The 23,073-nt window shown below is 57.1% G+C and carries 18 protein-coding genes; 5 read left to right on the top strand and 13 right to left on the bottom strand.

Features of this window, described 5'->3' with window-relative positions:
• Positions 1-16 precede the first annotated feature (16 nt).
• The gene (locus CKA38_RS12080; protein ID WP_108825703.1) at positions 17-3,268 is read left to right on the top strand and encodes a protein kinase domain-containing protein; all 3,252 of its coding nucleotides are present in this window, start codon (positions 17-19) and stop codon (positions 3,266-3,268) included.
• Between the two features lie 12 nt (positions 3,269-3,280).
• Here the strand turns inward: CKA38_RS12080 and CKA38_RS12075 are convergent, their stop codons facing one another.
• Positions 3,281-3,619, bottom strand: coding sequence for a P-II family nitrogen regulator (locus CKA38_RS12075; RefSeq protein WP_108826570.1), 339 nt, complete (start codon positions 3,617-3,619; stop codon positions 3,281-3,283).
• 183 nt (positions 3,620-3,802) lie between these two features.
• Positions 3,803-4,141 (bottom strand): P-II family nitrogen regulator, encoded by a 339-nt coding sequence (locus tag CKA38_RS12070; RefSeq protein ID WP_108825702.1) that lies wholly within the window; start codon positions 4,139-4,141, stop codon positions 3,803-3,805.
• Between the two features lie 699 nt (positions 4,142-4,840).
• Between CKA38_RS12070 and CKA38_RS12065 the strand changes: the two genes are divergently transcribed.
• From CKA38_RS12065 to CKA38_RS12055, 3 genes are all read left to right on the top strand, one after another.
• Positions 4,841-6,412: an MFS transporter gene (locus tag CKA38_RS12065; RefSeq protein WP_161554881.1), complete on the top strand. Its 1,572-nt coding sequence runs from the start codon at positions 4,841-4,843 to the stop codon at positions 6,410-6,412.
• Between the two features lie 49 nt (positions 6,413-6,461).
• On the top strand, positions 6,462-7,973 hold the full coding sequence (locus CKA38_RS12060; RefSeq protein ID WP_108825700.1) for an MFS transporter: 1,512 nt from the start codon (positions 6,462-6,464) through the stop codon (positions 7,971-7,973).
• A gap of 62 nt (positions 7,974-8,035) precedes the next feature.
• Entirely contained in the window at positions 8,036-8,341 is a 306-nt protein-coding gene (locus CKA38_RS12055) for a GNAT family N-acetyltransferase (protein WP_108825699.1), read from the top strand.
• Positions 8,342-8,817: 476 nt separating this feature from the next.
• On the opposite strand, the gene CKA38_RS12050 is transcribed toward CKA38_RS12055, so the two are convergent.
• Together CKA38_RS12050 and CKA38_RS12045 are read right to left on the bottom strand one after the other, a co-directional pair.
• Positions 8,818-9,105, bottom strand: coding sequence for a hypothetical protein (locus CKA38_RS12050; protein ID WP_108825698.1), 288 nt, complete (start codon positions 9,103-9,105; stop codon positions 8,818-8,820).
• 860 nt (positions 9,106-9,965) lie between these two features.
• The gene (locus CKA38_RS12045; protein ID WP_236919024.1) at positions 9,966-10,559 is read right to left on the bottom strand and encodes a hypothetical protein; all 594 of its coding nucleotides are present in this window, start codon (positions 10,557-10,559) and stop codon (positions 9,966-9,968) included.
• Positions 10,560-11,604: 1,045 nt separating this feature from the next.
• On the opposite strand from CKA38_RS12045, the gene surE reads away from it, so the two are divergent.
• Positions 11,605-12,396: a 5'/3'-nucleotidase SurE gene (gene surE, locus CKA38_RS12035; RefSeq protein ID WP_108826569.1), complete on the top strand. Its 792-nt coding sequence runs from the start codon at positions 11,605-11,607 to the stop codon at positions 12,394-12,396.
• A gap of 93 nt (positions 12,397-12,489) precedes the next feature.
• On the opposite strand, the gene CKA38_RS12030 is transcribed toward surE, so the two are convergent.
• The 9 genes from CKA38_RS12030 to CKA38_RS11995 form a co-directional block, all read right to left on the bottom strand.
• On the bottom strand, positions 12,490-12,747 hold the full coding sequence (locus CKA38_RS12030; RefSeq protein ID WP_108825695.1) for a hypothetical protein: 258 nt from the start codon (positions 12,745-12,747) through the stop codon (positions 12,490-12,492).
• Positions 12,748-12,759: 12 nt separating this feature from the next.
• Positions 12,760-14,352: a sodium ion-translocating decarboxylase subunit beta gene (locus tag CKA38_RS12025; RefSeq protein WP_343192845.1), complete on the bottom strand. Its 1,593-nt coding sequence runs from the start codon at positions 14,350-14,352 to the stop codon at positions 12,760-12,762.
• 133 nt (positions 14,353-14,485) lie between these two features.
• Complete coding sequence (locus CKA38_RS16755; protein ID WP_257791568.1) at positions 14,486-14,611, bottom strand: hypothetical protein; 126 nt, start codon at positions 14,609-14,611, stop codon at positions 14,486-14,488.
• A 516-nt stretch (positions 14,612-15,127) separates the two neighbouring features.
• Positions 15,128-16,690, bottom strand: a complete 1,563-nt coding sequence (locus CKA38_RS12020) for a sulfatase family protein (protein ID WP_108825693.1) — start codon at positions 16,688-16,690, stop codon at positions 15,128-15,130.
• A 107-nt stretch (positions 16,691-16,797) separates the two neighbouring features.
• Positions 16,798-18,276 (bottom strand): sulfatase family protein, encoded by a 1,479-nt coding sequence (locus tag CKA38_RS12015; RefSeq protein WP_108825692.1) that lies wholly within the window; start codon positions 18,274-18,276, stop codon positions 16,798-16,800.
• A gap of 22 nt (positions 18,277-18,298) precedes the next feature.
• Positions 18,299-19,849: an arylsulfatase gene (locus tag CKA38_RS12010; RefSeq protein WP_108825691.1), complete on the bottom strand. Its 1,551-nt coding sequence runs from the start codon at positions 19,847-19,849 to the stop codon at positions 18,299-18,301.
• A 129-nt stretch (positions 19,850-19,978) separates the two neighbouring features.
• The gene (locus CKA38_RS12005; protein WP_161554879.1) at positions 19,979-21,028 is read right to left on the bottom strand and encodes a metallophosphoesterase; all 1,050 of its coding nucleotides are present in this window, start codon (positions 21,026-21,028) and stop codon (positions 19,979-19,981) included.
• Positions 21,029-21,210: 182 nt separating this feature from the next.
• The gene (locus CKA38_RS12000; protein ID WP_108825689.1) at positions 21,211-22,017 is read right to left on the bottom strand and encodes an endonuclease/exonuclease/phosphatase family protein; all 807 of its coding nucleotides are present in this window, start codon (positions 22,015-22,017) and stop codon (positions 21,211-21,213) included.
• Positions 22,018-22,150: 133 nt separating this feature from the next.
• Positions 22,151-23,065 (bottom strand): endonuclease/exonuclease/phosphatase family protein, encoded by a 915-nt coding sequence (locus tag CKA38_RS11995; protein ID WP_161554878.1) that lies wholly within the window; start codon positions 23,063-23,065, stop codon positions 22,151-22,153.
• Between the last annotated feature and the right edge of the window lie 8 nt (positions 23,066-23,073).

The raw sequence follows: 23,073 nt of genomic DNA, 5'->3' as shown, positions 1-23,073 counted from the left end.
ACCGATTTCACGCAACGTGAACGCCTCCCCCGAAAACATCTGCCCGCGCTGCCACAACCCGCTGCCTCCCCCCGCCGGCGGCGCGCCGCCCATTTGCCACGTCTGCCTGCTCGACGCCGCGCTTGAGGCCATCGACGAAACCGAGGACACCAGCTCGCCCTTCGCCCGGCCCGCCACCGGCAGCCAGGGCAATTTCGGGCATTTTGTGCTGGAAGAGGAAATCGGCCACGGCGGCATGAGCGTCGTGTATCGCGCGCGCGAATACGAGTCGCACCGCGTCGTCGCGCTCAAAATGCTCCAACTCTTCCTCCTGCGCACGCCGGAGATGCTCCGTCGCTTCGAGGTCGAGGTGCGCGCCATCGCCAACCTCGACCACCCGAACATCATGCCCATGTATGAGGTTGGCCAGTCCGAGGGCATCCCCTACTTCAGCATGAAACTCGCCGAGCGCGGCTCGCTCGCGAAAAACATGAAGGCGTATCGCGGCAGCCCCCGCGACGCCGCCATGCTCGTCCTCAAAATCGCGCGCGCCGTCTTTTACGCGCACCAGCGCGGCGTCATCCACCGAGACCTCAAGCCCGGCAACATTCTCCTCGACGCCAACGGCGAACCCTACGTCTCCGACTTCGGCATCGCAAAATTCATGGACGCCGACAGCGATGCCGCGCGCCACACCACCGCCATCGGCACGCCCAACTACCTCGCACCCGAACTCGTCGGCGGCGCGACAGGCGGGATCACCGTCGCGGCCGACATCTACGGCCTCGGAGCCATCCTCTACGAACTGCTCACCGCCCGCCCGCCCGCCACCGGCAAGACCCCGATCGACGTCATCGACAACCTCTCCAAGGGTCCCCCTCCCCCGCCCCGCTCGCTCAATCCCGCCGTCCCCCGCGATCTCGACACGCTCTGCATGAAGTGCCTCGCGCACAATCCCGCCGACCGCTACGGCAGCGCCGCCGAACTCGCCGACGACCTCGACAATTTCCTCGCCGGACGCTCCGTGACGGCCAGCCCGCCCAGCCTCGCCGGGCAGCTCTGGCGCTTATGCCGCCGCCAGCCGCTCATCTCCTCGCTCGCCGCCGGCATCATCATCCTGCTCGCCGCCATCGCCGTCGGAGGTGTGCGCTCGGCATTCAGTATCGCCGCGCAACGCGACCGGGCCCTCCGCGCCGAGGGCGCAGCGCAGGAACAGCTCTACAACTCGCTCCTCATGCAGATACGCCTCGGGCGGCAAACGGGGAAGGCCGGCCATCGTTTCGACGGGCTCGACGTTCTCCGGCAGGCCGCCGCCATACGCATCACTGACGAGCTCCGCAACGAAGCCGCCGCACTCCTTGCCCTCACAGACATCCGCGTCGAGCGCACCCTCAACGCGCGCCCCTCGCAAGCCTACGCCATCGCCTTCGCACCCTCGCTCGAATACTACGCCGTCTGCACTGCCAACCGCGAAGTCTCGCTCCGAAGCACCGCCGACAACTCCGAGATCGCTCGATTCCCCGGCACGGGACAATCCATCATCTCGCTCGCTGAATTTTCCCCCGACGGGCGTCACACCGCGTCACGCCACTACAGCGGTCACATTCGTGTGTGGGACGCGCACGAACGCCGGCTCGCGTTTGAACTCGAAAACCGCACCCCGCGCAATCGTCCCTACATGAGCTCGCGATTTTGGTTTGGTTGCGCATTTTCGCATGACGGAAAAACCGCCGCCATCGAACTGCCCGAAGGCGGTTACACGCTGCACGACATGCGCGACGCCGGGCGCGAAACCGCGCGCCTCGTGCTTCCCCACGGCCCGCTCGCGCTTGCCTTCGATCCCTCCGACAAGCGCCTTGCCGTTTCCAACCGCAGCACATCGAACGCCGAGATTCGCGACATCGCCACCGGAAAAATCCTGCATGCGTTTCAACATCCCGCACGAGTCATTTCGCTCGCGTGGGATCCCGACGGCGCGCATCTGGCCGTGGCCTGCCTCGACACAAACATCTACCTTTGGAACACCGCCACCGGCAAATGCGACCGCGTTCTTGGCGGCCATCGCGACCGCGTCCACCACCTGGCCTACTCGCCCAACGGACGCATCCTCGCATCCACCTCGGTCGACAAAACCGTTGTCCTCTGGGATCCCGAACGCGGCACGCGGCTCGTCACCCTGTCCGGCCACGGCGATGAACCCGTCCTGCGCTTTTCAAACGACGGAACCCGGCTTGCCACGGGCGATTTCAGCGCAACGGTTTCCATACTCGAAATCGCGACCGGCGATGACGTCTGCCAAACCCTCACTCCTCCGGGCAACACCAACATGTCCGTCATCACCGCCGGCGTTGATTTTTCGCCTGACTCGCGCTGGCTCGTCACCTCTACCCGCGAGGCAATTCACCTTTGGAACCTGCAACGCAACCGTCTCGCCGCAATCCTGCGCCCCGGCCCCGAAACCGAAACTTCGGCGCTCTTCACGCCCGACGGACGCTCGATGCTCGTGGCCAGCCGCAACACCGGCTTGGCAAGATACCCCTTTGACACAACCGCGGAGGCCAACCCCCTCGGAGAACCCTCCATGCTCATGACCGAAAAAGGTTTCACACTCAGCGATTTCGGCTTCAGCACACAACACGCCATCCTCACGCGCCGCAGTGCCACACGCCGCAACACCTACGGGATTGCATTGCTATGGCCAATCGCTCCCGGGGCGGGCGAGCCGCGCCGCATCCAAGTGCAAACCGAGGCTTGGGACGCCGCGATCTCTCCCGACGGCAGGACACTCGTCACCACGTGCGCCGCGCAAGGAGACCTCCCCGACTCAAAACGCCTCCAGCTCTGGAACGTCGAAACCGGAACACAAATCGCCGAGCTTGAGGGCGGCCAGGGCGGCCTCGTGCGATTCACACCCGACGGCAAACGCATCCTCTCCTCGAGCCGCGGCAAGCGCGGTTTTCGCATCTGGGATTTCCAGTCGCTCAAACCGGTTTCCAACGCGCCTGACATTCCAGGCCTTTTCGCCTACAACCTCTCCGCGGACGGACGCTATCTCTGCGTTCCCGTGCAACGCGACATATGGCTGTATCAAGGCGTCAACTACGAAACCCCCGTCATCAAGCTCACGCCGTCCGGCGGGCCGAGTCAGATTCCAAAAATGGCCTTCAACCACGACGGGCGCCTGCTGGCGATCCATGAAAGCGACGGCGTCGTCCATCTCTGGAATCTGCGCAACCTGCGCGCCTCGCTCGCAAAATACAACCTCGACTGGAGCGATCCGGCGCAGTGAATGCGCGGCAAATCACAATGCCGCGTCGCCTTGCTCCCCGGTGCGGATGCGCGTGATTTGCTCGACAGGCAGCACGAAGATTTTCCCATCGCCGATCTTGCCGGTCTTGGCCGAGGCCTCGATGGTTTTGACAACCTTGGCGGCCATCTCATCGCAGACGGCGACCTCGATTTTCACCTTGGGCAGAAAATCGACCGTGTATTCGCTGCCGCGATAGATTTCGGTGTGCCCTTTCTGGCGCCCGAAGCCCTTGGCCTCGATGACCGTCATGCCGTCGACGCCGATGTCGGCGAGCGCGCTTTTAACATCCTCCAACTTGAAGGGTTTGATGATTGCGATGATGTATTTCATTTTTGTGCGGGTTTGGGTTGGCAATCCACCGTGCGGGGATGCGAGGAAAAGGGATTTTGTGTCATGTCCCCTCGCGCAAAGCATTATTGATGCCAGCTTTCGCCAGTTCGCCAAAAAAACAAAAATAAAAAAGCGCGCGCGGAAATATCCGGGCGCGCCGCAAAAAATAAATATGACTAAAAATCAGACCGCCGCGTCGCCGCGCTCGTCGGTGCGGATGCGCACGACCTCATCGACGGGAAGGACAAACACCTTGCCGTCGCCGATTTTGCCGGTCTTGGCCGCCTTTTGGATGGTGGCGACAACCTTGTCCTTGATCTCATCAGTGACCACGATCTCGACTTTCACCTTGGGCAGAAAATCGACCGTGTATTCACTTCCGCGGTAGATTTCGGTATGGCCCTTTTGGCGCCCGAAACCCTTGACCTCGGTGACGGTCATGCCCTCGACGCCGATTTCGGCGAGCGCATCCTTAACTTCCTCCAGCTTGAACGGTTTAATAATCGCAATAATGAGTTTCATAATGGTGAATGGTCTAGTTTTTCTGCGAACAGATATTGAATGGAATCACACGAGCCAACCAGCGCAAGCACGCAGACCCGAAAAAAAGACTTTTTTCGCCGGTTTTGCAAATTGTCCCCCAAATAACAACCCCTCCGGTGTGCGCCGGAGGGGCGGATTGAAGAGGGCTGTGAGTGCGATTTCGCACGTTTTGAATTCGCGAGGTTCGGCTGCCTATCTCTGTATCTCTGCATGTGTGCTGTCCGTTTGCGCCGGCCGGGGATTCCTGAACCTTGACCTCTCTCTTCCAGCGGGCGTTTTGACTTTCAACCAACCTGTCTGCTTCCGACCACTATCGGCAATCGATCTTCGCGCTGTTTGCGCCTTTTGCTTCAACCGAAATGTTAGACTCGGCCAATCGGAATTTGTTTCAATTTTTAGGCTCAAAAACAGTTGTTTTTCAGGCAGGCGAAGAACGCCTTCGCGCCACCGGGCAAATCCCGCCCGCACAGTCATTTGGGATTCGAAAAACAAATATGCGAGGGGCGCTCGCTTTGCTCGCGTCCGGCAGCGAGACGCAGCCGCTCCTTGCGCATGCGTGTGTGGACCAAAATTTTGAGATGCGCACGGCAATGCTTTCGCGGATTCTTTCCCTTGCCCATGCCGGATTGGTTCGCCACGGTCTTGCGCTTTAAAAGACCAACCTCAACCCAAGCCAGCATGTCCTCCACAAATGCGGAGCAGTCCGCTCCGTCCGCCCCCGCCCACGACCTTCCCCAAAAACGCACGCGATTCCCAGGCACGTTCTGGCTCCTCAACTCGATTGAGATGGGCGAGCGCCTCGCCTACTACAACCTGCGCGTCGTGGCGCCAATCTACATCATGCAAGCCGACAATCCCGGCGGCCTGCACCTGACCGCCGCCGACAAGGGCACCATTTACGCATGGTGGGCGATATTCCAATCGCTGCTGCCCATCGTCACCGGCGGACTTGCCGACCGTTTTGGCTACAAAAAAACACTCTTCGGCGCGATTACCACAATGATGATCGGCTATCTGCTGATCGCCTTCATGCGCGACATCAATTTTGTCAGCAATTACACCGCTTTCTTCTGGTCTATCATGGTGCTGGCCACCGGCACGGCGTTCTTCAAGCCCGGCATCCAGGGCGCGCTCGCAAACACCCTCACCAAGGAAAATTCATCGATCGGCTGGAGCCTTTTTTATTGGGTCGTCAATGTCGGCGCGCTCATCGGGCACTTTATTCCGACGGTCCTCCTCGTCATGGGAGGAAACTCCGCCGAGGCGTGGCGCAACGTCTTCCTCGCGTCCGCGGTTTTCACCGGCTTCAACCTCGTTTTGCTCACCCGCCTCAAGGACGTGCCCACCGGCGCATCGCAAACCGAGCCGATTCTCAGCGTGCTCTGGCGCACGCTCAAAAACGTCTTCGAGCCGCGCCTCCTGTGCTGGCTCGCGATCATGTCCGGTTTCTGGCTGATGATGTATCAGCTCTGGGATCTGCAGCCCAATGTCATCGCCGATTGGGTGGACAGCTCGGCGCAGGCCCGTTGGATACAGGAAAACGCGCCCGCGTTCATTCACGGCAACCTCATTGAGGAAACCGCGCGCGGCCCGCAAATCCCCCAGCAAATCCTTCTCGGGCTCAACTCCCTTTCGATCATCTGCGGCGTTGTTCTTGTCGGCTACCTCACCCGCCGCATGCGCACGCTCTCCGCCATGCTCATCGGCATGGCGATGGTGGTCGTGGGCATCCTGGTCGCCGGATGGACAATGAGCCTCTGGATGCTGCTCTTCGGCATTGTGTTTTTCTCGCTCGGCGAAATGACCGTCGGCCCCAAGAAAAGCGAATACCTCGCGCTCATCGCGCCGCCCGGGAAAAAAGGGCTCTATCTCGGCTATGTTAACATCCCCACCGGCATCGGCATTTTTGTCGGTTCAAAGCTGGCCGGTTACGTTTACGGACACTACGGCGAAAAAGCCATGCTCGCGCTCCGCTACATCGCCGAAAAAACGCCATTCGGCTCCGGCAAAAACTGGAACGGCGACGTGATGGCGCTGGAGGAAACACTCGGCATTGCCCGCCCCGAGGCGATGGCAAAATTGCAGGAGCTCACCGGCCTTGACGCCGCCACCGCCACGCGCCTGCTCTGGGACACCTACTCGCCAAACGTCAACGTCTGGATTCCCTTCGCCGCGGTTGGCGTGGTTTCCGTGATCGCCCTTGCCATCTTTGCCCGCATGGCCCGCCGCTGGTCGGACATGAACGCATAAAAAAATCCCCGCCTCCCCTCGCAACACTCCTCCACTTCCGCTCCAAATCATGTTCAAGAAATTTCCCGGCAACTTCTGGCTGCTCAACGTCATCGAAATGGGCGAACGCCTCGCGTTCTACAACCTGCGCGTCGTCGCCCCGATTTACATTATGCAGGCCGACAATCCCGGCGGCCTGCATCTCACCGCCGCCGACAAGGGCGCCATCTATGGCATCTGGGCGCTCTTTCAATCCCTGCTCCCCATCCTCACCGGCGGCATCGCGGATCGTTTTGGTTACAAAAAAACCCTGTCGTTCGCCATTACCATGATGATGGTCGGCTACCTCATGATCGGCTTCATGCGCGATGTCGGCTTTGTCAGCAACTACACCGCGTTTTTGGTCTCCATCATAGTGCTCGCCAGCGGCACCGCGTTTTTTAAACCCGGCATCCAGGGCGCGCTCGCCAACACCCTCACCAAGGAAACCTCCTCGGTCGGATGGAGCCTCTTCTACTGGGTCGTGAACATAGGCGCGTTTGTCGCCCACTTCATCCCCACCATCATCCTCGTGGCCGGCAACAACTCCGCCGAAGCCTGGCGCAATGTGTTTCTCGCGTCCGCCGCGTTCACCGGCCTCAACCTCATCCTCCTCGTCAAGCTCAAAGACGTCCCCTCCGGCGCGTCGAAGACCGAGTCCGTCGTCTCCGTCCTCAAGCGCACCATCGCCAACATTTTCGAGCCGCGCCTCATTTGCTGGATGCTCCTCATGTCCGGGTTCTGGGCGATGATGATGCAACTTTGGGATCTCCAGCCCAACGTCATCGCAGACTGGGTCGACGGCTCCGCCCAGGCGGCATGGCTGCAGGCCAACCTGCCCGATTTCATCCAAAGCAAACTCATCGAGCAAACGGCGCGCGGCCCGCAGATTCCCCAGCAAATCATCCTCGGGCTCAACTCGTTCTCGATCATCTGCGGTGTTGTTCTCGTCGGCTACCTCACCCGCCGCATGCGCACCCTCAGCGCCATGCTCATGGGCATGGTCGTGCTCACCATCGGCCTCCTGGTCGCCGGCTCGACCATGAGTCTCTGGACGCTCCTCATCGGCATCCTCTTCTTCTCCTTCGGCGAAATGACCGTCGGCCCCAAGCAAAACGAATACCTCGCCCTCATCGCCCCACCCGGCAAAAAAGGCCTCTACCTCGGTTACAACAACATCCCCGCCGGCATCGGCACCTGGGCCGGCTCGATCATGGCCGGTTATGTTTACGGTCACTATGGCGAAAAAGCCATGCTCGCCCTCCGCTACATCGCGGAAAAAACACCGTTCGGCGAAGGCAAAAACTGGGACGGCGATGTGACAAACCTCTCGGAGACCCTCGGCATCGCCCGCACGGACGCGATGGCCAAGTTGCAAGAACTCACCGGCCTCGACGCCTCCGCCGCCACGCGCATGTTGTGGGAGACCTATTCGCCAAACATCCACGTCTGGGTGCCCTTCGCAATCCTCGGCGTGATCTCCGCCATCGGCCTATTCATCTTCGCCCGCATGGCCCGCCGCTGGGCGGACATGGATGCGTGACACGATCCGTTTATTGATCTGCGCATTTGCGAATGTCGCAAGTGCGTGGCAAGTTTTGAGCCATGAATGACACCAATGCTCATGAGCCGGTAAGGCACAACGCGGCCAAGTCCCGCTACGAACTGACGCCGCCAAACGCGGGCGAGCCATCCGTGCTCGAGTATGTGCTGGAGCCGCAAACCAACCGGATGATTTTCACGCACACGTTCGTGCCGCCCGAAATGCGAGGCAAGGGCGTGGCGGAAAAATTGGTGCACGCCGCCCTGGCCGACGCTCGTGCGCAAGGCCGCCGTGTCGATCCCCAGTGCTCGTATGTGGCAAAATTCATCGAACTGCACCACGCGGAGTTCGGCAATTTGCTGGCGTAGGACGCAGCGGTCACGGAGGATAACGCCAGGAGTCTTATAGCGTTGGCCCACCGGCGAACCGCATTCGCTCACGTTGCGGTTGATAAAGAAAATCAATAAAATCCTACCCTTTCCTTTTTCATCTCCTTCCGGCCAATTTCAAGTTTTTGTTAACAAGTCTCGGATTGACCCGTTTTTGACTTCCCAGCTAGTTTCGCGCTGTTGGAAGATGATGGTCTTTGGTGATTATGAAGTTGGATTACTTTTTGAAATTAGTTGCGCAACCAATATATTGCCTTCTGGGGTTAGATAATCTGTACAACTTCCAGGGGCGTCCACCGGCCAGGGCTCAAGTCCTGATAATACGTTTGCTATATATTCAAGGTTCCCTTCGCCACTCCAGTTATTTGGGTGTATTTCGACGCCAAAGCACATTTTGATTTTAGCTATGAGATTTTGCTCCTTCCACAACATGGTAGGTTTTCGAAGCAGTGGTCTCATGCCGATTCGTAACCACTGTTGCCCCGTATGCTGCGTTTGATGCCAGTCGTATATATTGTTTTTTCCGCAATAATATCATGCGTGGTCCATTGAGCCATCGATTCAATCGCCTTCGGTTTGTCTGAATATGTTATTCCGACGAGGGCGCATACGGAAAAAGCGCAATCCATGCGTTGAGCCAGTATTTGGAATGGCATGTAACGGCCATCTTTTAGAGCCAGAAGAAAGCACTCGCCGACCTTTGGTGAAGCTTTCGGAAGTTTTTTCTTTTTTCTAAAAAACATGATAATTATCGAGGGTCCAGTGTGAAGGCAAAAACGGGGCAATCCGAGACTTGTTAACTTTTTTATCATTGCCCATTGCGACAGCGAGACATCCCTTTCTGAAAACAACAAACCTTCAGCACATCGTGGTTTTGCGAAGCGCGCAAAGCCGGCGGATTTTTGAAGGTGGCGAGGTTCATGCTCGGAATGATTGCGCCATCCGCAGTCATTGACAAGCGCAACTTCTGGAGTGTCCCGCGACCTTTTCGCCCCTCCTTCTGACAATCCTCAAAAATCAACAAAACTCGGCCCGGCCTCTTTTACCCCTTCATTCAGGCCTGCCCCCACCTCAGGCTTTTTCGGTTGTTCCTACCTTAATTTTATCGCTTTATATACAAGAAAAACCTCAATGGCGATTGATAGTAAAAACAGTGCACCAAATAAATAAAGCCGATGAAAATAGGCCTCTCGATTTGCTATCTGTTGCCCTGCAAGCCAAAAATAATAAGCGCATGTGTTAAATAGCCATATAGTCACTAAAGCACCAATTACAGCCATTAGTATTAAAATTATGAGTTTCATTTTATAAGCCAAAAAACGGGGCAATCCGAGACTTGTTAATTTTCTCATCATTGCCCATTGCGACAGCGAGACATTCCTTTCTGAAAACAACAAACCTTCAGCACATCGTGGTTTTGCGAAGCGCGCATAGCGGGCGGATTCTTGAAGATGCCGGGGTTCACGCGCAAAAGATTGTGCCGTCCGCAGTCATTGACAAGCGCAACCTCTGGAGCATCCCGCGACCTTTTCGCCCCTCCCTCTGACAATCCTCAAAAATCAACAAAACTCGGCCTGCCCCCTTTTGCCTCCCTTTTCAATCTTTACATTAATCTGACTCTTTTTCGGCCCTCGCTTTTATTGCCTTCTCCTCCGTTTTTCTTTTGCCTCCAAATTCTATCGCGCTCTTTTGTCAAATAATCCTTAAAGCTTTCACGCGTATACTCGCGTCTATTCATCTCTTCGGTTTTCGCCATCTCTGTTAATGCTTTTTCTAGAGAAATTCTACCGGCATCATCCACAATATTCCAAAACAAATACTCTATCGTTTCGGAACGATTTAAATCTAATTCTTCTATTAGTTTTTTTGCCTGATCAAGATTCCCTGAATCAATCAATGTTTTATATTTCATGATCTTGTAAGATGCGATAAGTCCATTAAACTGTGATTTATTATAATTAGTAAAGCTCAACAACCGCATTTTATTGGCATTATCTATCAGCTCTACCGTGCAGGCGATACGATTCAACGGGGCAGAATTGAAATAGTAATCACAAAGGAGCACTATCTGCCTATCAGATGTCTTCAGTATCAGCTTTTTTTTGAGACCGAAAACTCCTACCGATAATAAAACGATCGCCAATATTGAATATATTATAATTACTTTTTTGCTTATGCGCTTAATTGGTTTACTCATTTATAAATCACTCCTTCCCAAGTATTTTTATTGGTTTTTCGCGGCGCACACTACCGAGAAAAAACCGGGAGGCAAAAAACGGGGCAATCCGAGACTTGTTAACTTTTTTATCATTGCCCATTGCGACAGCGAGACATTCCTTTCTGAAAACAACAAACCTTCAGCACATCGTGGTTTTGCGAAGCGCGCATAGCGGGCGGATTCTTGAAGGTGCCGAGGTTCACGCGCCAAAGATTGCGCCGTCCGCAGTCATTGACAAGCACAACCGCTGGAGTGCTCCTCGACCTTTTTGCCCCTCCCTCTGATAATCCTCAAAACTCGCCCCCCTTTCCCGTGAATATCAATTCGACCCGCAATAACTTTCATTTATAACGATTTCGCAATACCCAAGAGTTGGCAGCAAAGAAAAAAAGCGATGAGTATATGGCCTAATATTATAACCCAATACCATATTGGGCGGTTATTTTTACCAATTTTCCAATTATTCTCAACATCAATTAATGCGTTAAGTTTTTTGTTTTTTAGCAACTTCTTGCGTAATCTACCCACAGGAAAATATCCACGATTGAAACCTGTGTATATTATACTAATACAATACACAAGAAACGATAAATATGCTATAAATTTTATTATTAAAATCAATATTTGAGTGCAACAAGGTTGAAAAACATTTCAAATCACTGGGGTCTGGAATACTGCCCAATCAAAAAAAATCATTCAAGGTCGCAACCGCAGTTTTAAGAATATCTGCAGTAGTGGCAAAAAACGGGACAATCCGAGGCTTGTTAATTTTTTCATCATTGCCTAGTGCGACAGCGAGACATTCCTTTCTGAAAACAACAAACCTTCAGCACATCGTGGCTTAGCGAAATGCGCAAAGCAGGTGGATTTTTGATGGTGCCAGGGGGCATGCACAGAAAGATTGCGCCATCCGCAGTCATTGACAAGCGCAACCTCTGGAGCGTCCCGCGACCTTTTTGCCCTCACGAACGCGGAGGAAACTCCAGCCTTCTTTTTTGCAAAAACACGCTTTAACTTTGGCATCATGCGTTTTCTTCTCACCAACGACGACAGTCTCGACTGCCCTTTTCTTCATGTCATCGCGCACGCCTTGCGCGAGGCGGGTCACGACCTCTGGGTTGTCGCCCCGAAAACCGAGCAGAGCTGGATCGGCGCGTCGAAATCCCGGCATCGCCCGGTCACGCTCGAGCAGGCGGATCGCGGCCTGGGATGCCCGACGTGGACGGTCACCGGCACGCCGAGCGATTGCGTGAACATCGCGCTCGCGCACATACTGCCGGAATATCCCGACGCGGTGATCAGCGGCTTTAACGTCGGGTTCAACGCATCGCTCGGCTTCATCCTCGCGAGCGGCACCATCGGCGGCGCGTGGGAGGGCGCGTTGCACGGTTTGCCGGGAATCGCGATTTCGCAGGATTTACCCTTCGAGGTTTTCGACAAGATCAAGGAGCCCGGCACCCCGCCCGAGCCCGAGGTCGGGGAAACACTGAAACACTCCGCGGCCCATGCCGCGCGGATGATTCCCGAGCTCGCGCGCGACACGCCGCCGCGCAGTTTCATCGTGCACAACCTGAACTTCCCCTACCCTTGCCGCCCGCTCACCGAGGTGAAACGCACCGTGCCCGCGCGCGTGATTGTGCCCGAGATTTTCAGCCCGCAGGCGGACGATGGCACGCATCGTTTTCTGTTCACCCTCGGCGAAATAATCGACCCGCCCGGCGGCCCTCTCACGGATCGCGCCGCGCTCGCCGCGAAGCAGATCAGCCACACCGTGCTTGATTACACGAAGATCGGACGGATGCCGGAAAAGGCGTAGTTGCGAGCCTGGCACGCGCCTTCGCGCCCGCCCGCTTTGCGGTTGCGCATGCAGATCGTCCTTTGAATACGAGGGCGCACGCAAGGTGCGCCCCTACGGGGAATCGTCCGGTTTTTCTGAATCGGGTTTGGTTTTCGCGCCGTTTTCCACACTTTGCGCCCACACGCGCTGGCGCACACCGAAGGCGATCACGACGAGCCCGCCGAGCGCGACAATGTGCCCGATCGATCCGAGTATCGCGGAGGGTTTTGCGTCAAATTGTGGAGCCACCAGACGGACAATCGCCACGCCCGCAAGGGATGTGGCGATTCCGATTATCCAGTAAAGCGCCGTCTTCGCGGGGCGGGTCATTCGCAATCAGCCTCAGAGTTTTTCGAGGATGGGAATCAGCGTCACGTAGATGCCGGTGATGATCGCCGAGGTAATAACGCCGGAGATGTTCGCGCCGAGCGCCTCGGGCAGAATGATCGAGTTCGGATTGACCTTGGAGACTTCCTTTTGCGCGACCTTCGCGGTCGTGGGCACGCAACTGACACCCGAGATGCCGATCACGGGGTTGATTTTGCGACCGCTCACAAGATAGGCGATGTAACCGCCGCAGATGCCGCCGACGCCGGAGAGCAACAGCGCGAGGATGCCGAGCACGAGGAGCATCACGACTTTCGGGTTGAGAATCGTCGAGGCTTCGCAAAGCACGCCGAGCAACAGGCCCAGGAACATGGTCGCGCCGTAAAGGAACACGTTTTCAATCATGACCGTGAACACTTTCAGACCCGCCTCGCGAACGGCGACGCCGAGGAAGAGCGAGAGGAAAAGCGGAGCGGCCGAGGGGAACAGCAGGCAGAGCACGCCGCAACCGGCCACCGCGAAGGCGAGTTTTTCACCCGCGGTAATTTTCACGACGGGACGCTGCGGGAGCTTGATCGCGCGCAGCTTGGCCGGCACGAGGAAACGGATAAGGTAGGGATATCCGCCGTAGGCCAGGCCGAGATACAAATAAGCGACGACCGTGATCGGCACAAACATGTGCTTGGCAAGATTGAGCGATGCGAAGAGCACCATGGGGCCGTCCGCGCAGCCGACGAGCGCGATCGAGGCGGCCTCTCCGAAGGAAAAGCCGAGCGCCTTCGCGATCGGGAATGTGATGATCGTGCCAAATTCGCACGTCAGCGCGATGAACATGCTCAAAAACGGACGCGCCAGAAGAAAGCCCACGTCGAGCAGCACGCCGATGCCCATGAACACGAGGCACGCGATCAGGCTGTTGCCAAACGCGAACGTGTAGATCGGCTGCAGCGCCGTGATCTGCTGCATGTCCATCAATTCCTTCGGCTGCTGCACGAGCGGCGCGATCATGAGGTTGCCCGGCATTTCGCCGGACTGCGCCTTGTCCATGTCGGCGAAATATTGCACACGGCCGGCCTGCATGGTCTCGAGCTGCTTGAACGCCTCGGCTCCGTTCGCGCCGGTAAAAACAAGCTCAACCCGCTCGCGCGGTTGCTGGCCGATGGGCGCGGAGGATTCCAGCCCCTGGCGATTCGCGCCGATCGGGGAACTTTCGATTGCCGTGCCGGCACTCTTGCCCGTTGTGAAAAGTTTCCCGTTGATCGAGTAGGCGACGTCGACTCCGTTGGTCGCGTTCTTTTTGTCCGGGCGCGAGAGAAACGCGAGATTGTGCGCGGCCGAGGCGGCCTCGGGACCGGTCACGATCACCTTTCCGTCCTCCGTGTAGGTCGCCTCGACATTGGTCGTGATGGAAATATATTCGGCGACGGTTGATTCGAGCGAGCCGCGGGTGACGGTCTCCGCCATCTGGCTGGGCATGAAAAGCACGCCCGCATTGACGGCGACCATGCCGAGCCCCATCGGAATCATGAGCAACGGCTCGAGCGTGCCCTTTTTGCCCAAATAAACGAGCAGACCGCCGAGTAAAATCAGCCCGATGCGGCCGATCATGATGTGCGAAGGCGAGTCAAAGAGCGTCGTGATGCCTTGGAAGATGTTGAGAATATCTGAAAATTGCATTGTCTAAAAAAATGAAAACTATTGGCGGATCATAATGGGTTTTTGCGCGGATGAGTGCGGTAAATCATCCTTTCTTTTTCCCCGTAAAAATACGTAAAGCGCGAAATGATACGCTAATAAGCACAGCCACAAGCATGGCTATGGCTGCTGCGATTCCATAAATAATGGCGGCATAGATGACTGGTTGCATAAAAAACGGTGTTTAAAAGGAGGTTCGGAAGGTCAAAATTTGAGAAAATTAGAAAAAGTTATGACCTATTCTTTTACGAGATGAAATGGGAAAATGCATTTTTCCTCATGAAAAACAGCGAGGTATTACCAATTGTGTTGGAAGCGTTGATTTTTGCTACTGACACCCGCAGGCCTCATTCACGCCCAATTTGCCGCGTTATTTTGCAGTGAACTCCCCCGTGATGCGAAGCGACAAATCCGCGTCACCGCCATCTTGCATTCACACGAACACAATCCCGACACGCTCCCGAATCATGGCTGGGTTTCGCCACAAAAGAGAGGCGTGCGCAGCGGAGTTGGGTCGCCACGGTTCATTGAAGCCCGGCGACGCATCCCAATGTTTAGAGCTTTTTTGGTTTATCCTGTCGCATTTGAGGTAGGGCGAACCGTCCCGGTGAGCCGCAACATTACCGGCTCACCGGGGACGGTTCGCCCTACCCAACGCGGATACATCCACAGCTTTATTTAAACTGCGCTAATACGTGCCCTTGTTTCGATGGTCGGCATGGGGGCGCACGGTGCGCTTTAGCGGGATTGACATGCCGCCGGTCGATTCAAGCCAGTCGTAGAGTTCCCCCGTGAGCTGCTTGATGAGCGCCTGATGCTCGGGGGCGGCGATCAGGTTGCGCATTTCGTCGGGGTCGTTTTGCAGGTCGTAAAACTCGTTGCAGTCCCAGATGCCGTAATAGCGCACGAGTTTGTATCTGTCGGTGCGCACTCCGTGCATGGTAGGGGTTTCGGGATGGTTATACTCCCAGTAATATTCATAAAAGATGCGATCGCGCCACGGCGTTTGTTTGCCTTTGAGCAGGGGCACGAATGAAGCGCCCACCATGTGCCCCGGTTTTTGCAGGCCGGCAAGCTCGAGGATGGTCGGGGCAATGTCGGTGTTTTGGATCATTTTTTCGACAACTTTTCCGTCACGAAACAACTCGGGGCAGGTGGCGAGCATGGGAACGCGCACGGATTCCTCGTAAAAGTGGCGCTTGTCTATAACGCCGTGCTCGCCCCAGGAAAATCCGTTGTCGCCCATGTATACCACGAGCGTCGATTCATACAGGCCGGCTTCCTTCAGGTATGCGATCACACTGCCGATGCTGTCATCCAGGGCGCGCAGGGTTTCGCAATAACGAACAACCTCGTCCTTCCACGGATGCCTGCCGTGATACGCGTAATCAACGCCGTGGTGGCTTTCGCGCTGCGCCTTCAACCAGTCGGGATGCATGGTTTCGCCGTAATAAGCCGCGCCGCCGGCGGGAACACCGGTTTTGGCATCCGTGCTGGGGAGCGCGGGCGCGCCGTATTTTGGAGTTTCATACGAACGGGGAAGCGGCACCTCCTTGCCGGCATAACAACCAGCGTGACGCGCGGCGGGGGAGAAATTGCTGTGCACGGCCTTGTGGGAAAGATAAACAAAAAACGGACGCCCGCTGTTTTGCTGTTCCTTCATCCAATTTATTGCGTGCTCGGTCAGCAGGTCCGTGGTGTATGTTTTGTCATCATACTTCGTCGGCTTGCCGTTAATATTGAGCGTAACCCCATAATACTTTCCCTGACCGCGAAAACTCTCCCAATGGTCGAACCCCGGACGCGGCTCGGCGGTGGCCCTTCCCATGTGCCATTTACCGAAAAACGCCGTCCGGTATCCGGCTTTTTGCAGGTATTGCGGAAAAAACACGAGGTTTTCGGGCACGGGCGCGACGTTGTCCACGACGGTGTGCTGGTGCGAATACATGCCGGTGAGGATTGAGGCCCGGCTCGGCGAGCAAAGCGAGGTGGTGACAAAGGCGTTTCGCAAATGCGCCCCCTCGCGCGCCATGCGATCCATGTTGGGCGTCTCAAGCCAGGGGACGCGTTTCATGAAACCCATGAAGTCGTGCCGGTGGTCGTCGCTTAATATAAAAACAACATTTCGCGGAGTCCCCGCATTGGGGATGCGCGGCAGGTCGAGCGATTGCGACTGGCATTTGAGCGGTTGCGCGCCAACGGATGCCAGCAAGGGCAGAAGGCCAAGGTATTTGAGACGGTTGAGGTTCATGCAGAGGAAAGCGATGTGGATTGTTTACGATACACTATGGGCAGGGCGAATCCCCGTCCGAACCGAGCCAGTGAACGGCCCACCCCGGAGGATTCGCCCAACCAAAATCAAAAGGCGAAATCTTTCCAGAAATCCATTTTTTCGTCGCCCGCCGGGCGGGCGGCCAACAGGTGGTCGCGCATGGTTTTCAGCAGGCCGGCGTGTTCGGGTTTGCCGGCGAGGTTTTCCATTTCAAGCGGATCCGCGGTGATTTCGAAGAGCTGCGTGTTTCGTGTGTTTTTGACGTTGTATTCGATCAGCTTGTATTTCCCATCGGAATACGCGCGCTGGAATTGGCGAAACGCAAAATACATGCCGCCGCGGTGCGACTGCGCCGGATTGGCAAGGGTCTTGGCAAAACTTTCCGTCTGCACGGAGGAGGGAATCGTGAAGCCGAGTCTTTCGCAGAGAGTCGGATACACGTCCATGAGGTAGCAACGCGCCTCGCTTTTTGCGTTTTTGGCGATGCCGGGGCCGGCCCAGATCATGGGAATTCCGATGCTGTGCTCATACAGGCTTTGCTTGCCCAGCAACCCGTGCTGGCCGACAGCCAGGCCGTTGTCGGCGGAAAATACTATAATCGTGTTCTCATACTGGCCGCTTTTTTTCAGGGCCTCAATAATGCGGCCCACTTGCGCGTCGAGGTGGCTGATCGTGGCGTAATAATCGCGGATTTCGGCGCGCACGGCGCGCTTGCCGCGCGGCCATCCGAGCAGGCGCTCGTCGCGGCCCGTCATGTGCCCGTTGTCGAAGGGGTGCTCGGGCAGGAAGTTTTTCGGAAGCGGCGCCGCATTCTTGCCGTCATACATCGCATAATATTTTTGCGGCACCTGCCTCGGGTCGTGCGGCGTGGTGAACGCGACATACATGAAGAACGGCCGGCTGGCGGCCTCGTTGCTTTTTATAAAGTCAACCGCGGCGTCGGCGAATATCTCGGCCGAGTGGCGGTTGCTGTATACGTGGTCGCAAACTTGCCTGCGATCCCGCGCCCATTCGAATTTGTCGTATTTGCCCGTCTTGTCGTAGTGCGCAAGGGGGATTTCGAACTGGTTGTAGGTCATGCCGCCGAACAAGATTTCCGCGCCGCTGGCAAAGGAGCGGTTATACGACTCGGTGCCGTTGTGCCATTTGCCGATGCCGTGGGTGGAATAGCCGTTTCGGGCGAACACCTCGCCGAGCATCGTGTGCTGCTTGTTGATCGTCTGTCCGTTGCCGTCGAGTCCGAACATGTTTCTGCCGGTCATGAGCATGGCGCGGCTGGGCATGCACACCGCGCCGGTCAGTCCGCCCATGTTGTAGGCGCGGGTGAATGCCACGCCCGACTTGGCGAGCGCGTCGAGGTTGGGTGTTATGATTTCCGGATGCCCGAGCGCGCGAATGGTTCCGGCGCGCATGTCGTCGGCGAGAAGCACAACCACATTCGGACGGGAGCCGGCGGCGCGGGTTTGCTGGGGCGCGGCGGACGCCTGTGACGCGGCCACGCACGCGAGCGAGAGGGATAGCGCCACGCCGGCGGCGGGCGAGTTGGGCAGGTTTCCTATGTTCATTTTATTGATCTTGTTTTGGGTGTTATTGTTTGGCTTTTGACTGTGATTTTTTGGGCTTGGGCGCCAGCGCCGGCACGTTGAGAAACTTGGGGGTGATAAACTCCCATTCCCTCAATGTCGGCTGCCAGTGCTCGGTTTTTATTATTTCCTCGAAGCGGCTTATCATTTCGGGATGGCGCGAGGAGAGATCGGTTTTCTCCCCGTGATCCTGATGCAGATCAAAAACCTCCCATGTGCCGGGGCCTTCGTGCATGTTGCTTTTCACGCCCTTCCAGCGTCCGTCCTTGATGATGGCAATTTGTCCCGTTTTTTCCGTGAACTCGAAGTAGAGGTATTCGCGCGGCGCTTGTTTTTCGCGCGTGCCGAGTAATGTTGGCAGAAAGGAAACCCCGTCAGTGTCCCACTCGCTTCGCACACCGGCCAGCTCGCCCAACGTGGCAAGCATGTCGTATTGCGCGGAGACCAAGTCGCACACGGAGCCCTTCGCAACCTTGCCGGGCCAGCGCACAATGAAGGGAATGCGAATGCCGCCCTCGTAAAGGTCGCGCTTTCGTCCGCGCAGGCCGCCGGTGGAATCAAAAAACTCGGTTTGCGCGCCACCTTGGTTCGCGGTGGCCCCGTTGTCGCTGCTGATCATGACGATTGTGTTTTCGTCCAAGCCAAGCTCCTTCAACAGCGCGAGGATTTTGCCCACTTGTTTGTCGGCGTAGGTGATCATCGCCGCGTAAGTGGAGAGCGGATGTTTGCTGGGCACGTAGTTGCCCTTCAGATACGGCGTCTCCTCCGGGAATTGTCCGATGTATTCGGCGATCGCCTCCTTTTTGCACTGCAACGAAACGTGCGGCGGCGTGTAGGGCAGGTAGAGAAAAAAGGGGCGATCCTTATTGGCTTTTATGTAGCCGAGAGTTTTGTCCACCATCCGGTCGAGGGAATAATCCTCGCCGGTGAAGGCGTCGAAATCGGCGTCGGGCGCGTTCGGGGGCAGGTTGAATTTTGAGTGCAGGCGGATGGGTTTGTTTTTGAGCGGCACGCGATTTCCGTTTTCCCAGAGATGCGTCGGGTAGTGATTCTGGGCCTGCTTCTGGTCGTAATAACCATAAAAATAATCGAAACCATGACGGAGCGGATCGCCGCTGGTGTTTTTGAATCCGAGACCCCACTTGCCGATCGCCGCGGTGGCGTAACCGGCCTGCTTCATGACGCGCGCAATGGTCATCGAGCCCTCGGGCAGGGGCATGTTGCCGCCTTCCTCATCGTCGGTGTGTCCGCCGAATTCGTAGTTGCCCCGGACATGCGCGTGCCCCGAATGCCGCCCCGTCATCAACCCGCAGCGGGCGGGCGCGCTCACCGGAAATGTCGTGTAGTGACGAGTGAAACGCATTCCCTCGGCGGCGACCCGGTCGATGTTCGGCGTGCGAATTTTCTCCTGTCCGTAGCAGCCGAGCTCGCCGTATCCCAAGTCGTCAAAATAGATATAAATGACGTTCGGTTTTTGGGGACTTGTCGCGCCCGCGGTCAAGGCGCCGGCGCACAAGGAGAGCGCGGCGGCGGTGGCGAGTTTCTTTTTGTTCATGGGTTTGGATGACTATTTTGCGGTGACGGTTTGTTTCACAGGATGGTTTGCGAGAATAGCCGCAAAGAGGCACAAGAAGCGCAAAGAATTCGGAATGAGCGTAACAAACCGCCCTACCCTTGCTGAGATTTATTTCTTCACGGCGACCGGCTCGCGGAGGGTGATTGTGTATTGCTGGTCGTCGTCCTCGAGCCACTGGTCAAAGAATGGCGAGTAGCTGGCGACCTTGATCGTTTTTCCGTCGGGCTGGAACTCGAGCAGGCGCAGGAAGCCGGCGCCGCCGTAGCCGCGGTCGGGGACGATGCCGGGCTGGTAGTTGACCATCATCTGGTGCACGTCGTTGCCGTGCTCGCCCTTGCTCACGAGGTAGCCGGTGCCGTCGCCGAGGACGTGGCCGCTGATCACGAAGAGGAAATTGGGGTGTTTCGAAACGAGTTTTTTCCACATGTCCTCGGCGTCGTTGGAGCCGTCGGGGTGCTTGTGGGTGTCGTAGCGGGTGGAGGGGGCGACGCGTTTCACGGCCTTGTCGGTGGCGCGGTCGTAGCGGCTGTTGTCATGATAGAGGTATGCGTGCGTGAGGAGGATGACTTTGTGGTCGGGGAATTTTTTCACGATGGTGTTGGCCCAGTCGATGACGGCGTTGCGCGGGAAGAACTCGAGCGCCAGCACGAGGAATGAACCCCACGGAGTGTTGAAAGTTTGATAGGTGTTTTCCATATGGTAGGGCTCGAAGTAGCCGCGCTTGACCGAGTGTTTGTAGTCGGCTGAGAGGAAGTAGCCGTTCATGAGCGTGTCGCGTTTGTAATTGGGCACGTTCTTGGACGCGCCCCAGACGCCGATGTCGTGATTGCCGGGCACGAGCGCGAAGGGGACCTTGGCCTTCACAAGCACGTCGATCGACTGGCGCGCGGCGAGCCATTGCGGGTGGGTGTTGCGATTGGTGATGTCGCCGGCCTGGAGGACGAACTTGATGTTGCGCGCGTCGCGATTGGCGGCGATCCACCGTGTCTGGCACGTGAAAACTTCGGGAAAGCCGTCGGTGTAACCTTGCGTGTCGGGAAGCACGGCAAGCGTCCACGCGCCGGCGGGAGCGGGCGAGCGGTAGTTGACTTGGTCGGCGGCGTTTAGGCCGGCCGCGGCAAGACCGGCGGCGACGATGAGGACGATTAGGCGTTTCATGGTATTTGTGATGTGTGTTTGGTTTGTGTGATTTGTGTTGGTTGATGAGTAAATGCTACGGGCGCTTTTTTGCGTATTCGAATTCGGCAGAGAGGAAATAGTGGTCGCTGGGGTAGCGGCGGACGCCGTCGGTGACGCGGCTGTCCTTGATGATCTCAGTGACGGTCGGGCGGAGGTTGGTGTTACTGAAAATGAAGTCGATCTTGCCGCTCGTTTTGCCGTAAGCATGGCCGAGGAATTTGTGATAGGTGCAACCGGGATCGGCGGGGCCGTGGAGCGCGACGTGGGTGTCGGTGAATCCGGCGGATTTGATTGATTTGTAGGCGTTGTATTTTGGCGCTGCTGTTAAAATCGCCCGTCACGATTTGCGGAATGGTGGAGGGTTGTTTTTTCAAGAAGTCGGCGAGCACTCCGGCTTGTGCGTCGCGCGCGGGCTGGCGCTTGCCGCCAGCGGAAAAGTGAGTGTTCCAGATCATCAGCTCGCGTCCGGTCAGGCGGTCCCTGAGATGGAGGCGATTGAAGTGACGCGCGGTGCGGGGGGCGTTGGGAAAGGTGGAGAGATAAACCTCGGGCGTCGGCGAAAGAAACGCGCCGTGATGCGCGTTTTTCTCGAAGCGTTTTTTGGAGTAGAAAATCATATTGGCCATCTGGCCGTCATCGCCGTCCACAAAACCAACGTCCCCGTGATCGGGGAAATATGTCTTGAGGTAGTCGTGGTGCGCCTTGCGAAATTCCTGAAAGCAGATGATGTCGGCGTCCTGCGCGCGAAGCACGTCGCGCGCGAGTTCCTTGCGGCGATCCCATTCGTTGCCGGTGCCATCGTCCTCGGGAACGAGGAAGCGGATGTTTGCCGAGACGATGCGGATGGCCTCGGGCGAGAGCCGCTTGCGCTGCGGGATATCGGAGTCGGGAGCCGCCGCGAATGCGAAGTTGGCCGCGAGCGCGCAGAGGAAAAACGCGAGGATGCGTTGGCGGGGGAATTTCTTCATGGGTGTTTTTGTAGGGGCGCACCTTGCGTGCGCCCTGGTATCGAAAGGCTGTTGGTGTGAGTATCCACAAAGCGGGCGAACACGAGGGCGCACGCGAGGTGCGCCCCTACGGTGTCGGATGTCAGACGAAATTTCATTTTTTGGTTTTCGCGTATTCGAATTCGGCGGAGAGGAAATAGTGGTCGCTCGGATAGCGGCGGACGCCGTCGATGGAGCGGCTGTCCTTGATGATTTCAGCGGCGGTCGGGCGGAGCGCGTCGTTGCAAAACACGAAGTCGATTTTGCCCCTGGGCCTGCCGTAATCGAGGCCTTTGAAACCGTGATAGGTGTAGCCGGGCTCGCCGGGGCCGTGGATGGCGGTGTGGCTGTCGGTGAATCCGGCGGCCTTGATGGTTTTGATGGCATCAGTTTCGGCGGAGCAGTTGAGGTCGCCGGCGACGATTTGCGGAATACCGGCGGGTTGTTTTTTCAGAAAATCGGCGAGCACGACGCCCTGCTTATCGCGCGCGACCTGGCTTTTGTGGTCGAAGTGCGTGTTCCAGAGCAGCAGTTCGCGCCCGGTCAGGCGGTCCTTGAGATGGATGCGGACGAAGTGGCGCACATGCGAGGACTCGGGGACCTTGGAACGGTAAACATCGGGCGTCGGCGAAAGAAACGCGCCGCCCTCCGAGATTTTTTCAAAGCGCTTGGCGGAATAAAAGACCGTGTTGACCTTCCGTCCCTCGTCGGTGTCCACAAATCCATAGGCGTGATAATCGGGAAAGGATTTTTTGAGTTCGTCGAAATAGCTTGGGTGAAATTCCTGGAAGCAAATGATGTCGGCGTCCTGCGCGAGAAGCGTGTCGCGAAGGAGTTCCTTGCGCTTGTCCCAGTCGTTGCCGCTTTTTTTGTCACCGGCGATGGGCATGCGGATGTTTGCCGAGACGACGCGGACGGCCTCGGGCGAGAGTCGCTTGCGCTGAGGAATGTCGGACGCGGGCGCGGCAAACGCGAGGTTCGCGGCGAATGCGCAGAGAAGGATGGGGATGATGCGTTGGAGGGTTTTCATGTGTTTGT

This window comes from Ereboglobus luteus (assembly GCF_003096195.1).
Taxonomy (GTDB): Bacteria; Verrucomicrobiota; Verrucomicrobiia; order Opitutales; family Opitutaceae; genus Ereboglobus; species Ereboglobus luteus.
This window is presented reverse-complemented; position numbering and strand designations above follow the sequence as displayed.

Coding starts and splice junctions, on each gene's coding strand:
- CKA38_RS12065 (WP_161554881.1), top strand. CDS start 4,841: ATGTCCTCCACAAATGCGGAGCAGTCCGCTCCGTCCGCCCCCGCCCAC.
- CKA38_RS12020 (WP_108825693.1), bottom strand. CDS start 16,690: ATGAACCTCAACCGTCTCAAATACCTTGGCCTTCTGCCCTTGCTGGCA.
- CKA38_RS12055 (WP_108825699.1), top strand. CDS start 8,036: ATGAATGACACCAATGCTCATGAGCCGGTAAGGCACAACGCGGCCAAG.
- surE (WP_108826569.1), top strand. CDS start 11,605: ATGCGTTTTCTTCTCACCAACGACGACAGTCTCGACTGCCCTTTTCTT.
- CKA38_RS12000 (WP_108825689.1), bottom strand. CDS start 22,017: ATGAAGAAATTCCCCCGCCAACGCATCCTCGCGTTTTTCCTCTGCGCG.
- CKA38_RS12030 (WP_108825695.1), bottom strand. CDS start 12,747: ATGACCCGCCCCGCGAAGACGGCGCTTTACTGGATAATCGGAATCGCC.
- CKA38_RS12070 (WP_108825702.1), bottom strand. CDS start 4,141: ATGAAACTCATTATTGCGATTATTAAACCGTTCAAGCTGGAGGAAGTT.
- CKA38_RS12015 (WP_108825692.1), bottom strand. CDS start 18,276: ATGAACATAGGAAACCTGCCCAACTCGCCCGCCGCCGGCGTGGCGCTA.
- CKA38_RS11995 (WP_161554878.1), bottom strand. CDS start 23,065: ATGAAAACCCTCCAACGCATCATCCCCATCCTTCTCTGCGCATTCGCC.
- CKA38_RS12025 (WP_343192845.1), bottom strand. CDS start 14,352: ATGATCGGCCGCATCGGGCTGATTTTACTCGGCGGTCTGCTCGTTTAT.
- CKA38_RS12010 (WP_108825691.1), bottom strand. CDS start 19,849: ATGAACAAAAAGAAACTCGCCACCGCCGCCGCGCTCTCCTTGTGCGCC.
- CKA38_RS12060 (WP_108825700.1), top strand. CDS start 6,462: ATGTTCAAGAAATTTCCCGGCAACTTCTGGCTGCTCAACGTCATCGAA.
- CKA38_RS12045 (WP_236919024.1), bottom strand. CDS start 10,559: ATGAGTAAACCAATTAAGCGCATAAGCAAAAAAGTAATTATAATATAT.
- CKA38_RS12075 (WP_108826570.1), bottom strand. CDS start 3,619: ATGAAATACATCATCGCAATCATCAAACCCTTCAAGTTGGAGGATGTT.
- CKA38_RS12005 (WP_161554879.1), bottom strand. CDS start 21,028: ATGAAACGCCTAATCGTCCTCATCGTCGCCGCCGGTCTTGCCGCGGCC.
- CKA38_RS12050 (WP_108825698.1), bottom strand. CDS start 9,105: ATGTTTTTTAGAAAAAAGAAAAAACTTCCGAAAGCTTCACCAAAGGTC.
- CKA38_RS16755 (WP_257791568.1), bottom strand. CDS start 14,611: ATGCAACCAGTCATCTATGCCGCCATTATTTATGGAATCGCAGCAGCC.